Genomic DNA, 442 nt, shown 5'->3' on the forward strand with positions numbered 1-442 from the left:
TATCCAGGCCGAATTCCGTTATCTCGAGCAGATGGAAGCCTCTGATATCGAAGGCATCGTCGCTCTACCGGGGGCGTTAGCCCTGTTGAATACGCTCAATGAGGCCGGGATCCCGTGGGCGATTGTCACCTCCGGCTCGATTCCGGTTGCCCATGCGCGTCACCGCGCGGCGGGCCTGCCGATGCCGGAGGTGTTTGTCACCGCTGAGCAGGTGAAGCATGGCAAGCCGGGGCCGGACGCCTATCTGCTGGGCGCCGAGCGGCTGGGTCTGCCTGCCGGGGAGTGCGCGGTGGTGGAAGATGCGCCGGCGGGGCTCCTCTCCGGACTGGCGGCCGGCTGTCGCACTATCGCGGTCAACGTGCCCGCCGATGCCCCCCGTCGGGATGAAGCCGACCTCGTGCTGAGCAGCCTGGAAGATCTGGTGGTTGAACGCCAGACTGAC

General features: G+C 66.3%; 1 protein-coding gene. It reads left to right on the plus strand.

Annotated elements, in window-relative coordinates; translation table 11 throughout:
• The coding region (locus DYI22_RS17320) for an HAD-IA family hydrolase (protein WP_213479298.1) at nt 1–442 on the plus strand (442 nt) is incomplete at both ends.

Origin of the sequence: Marinobacter lipolyticus, assembly GCF_018424605.1 — a bacterium.
In the GTDB taxonomy this organism is placed as follows: Bacteria; Pseudomonadota; Gammaproteobacteria; order Pseudomonadales; family Oleiphilaceae; genus Marinobacter; species Marinobacter lipolyticus_B.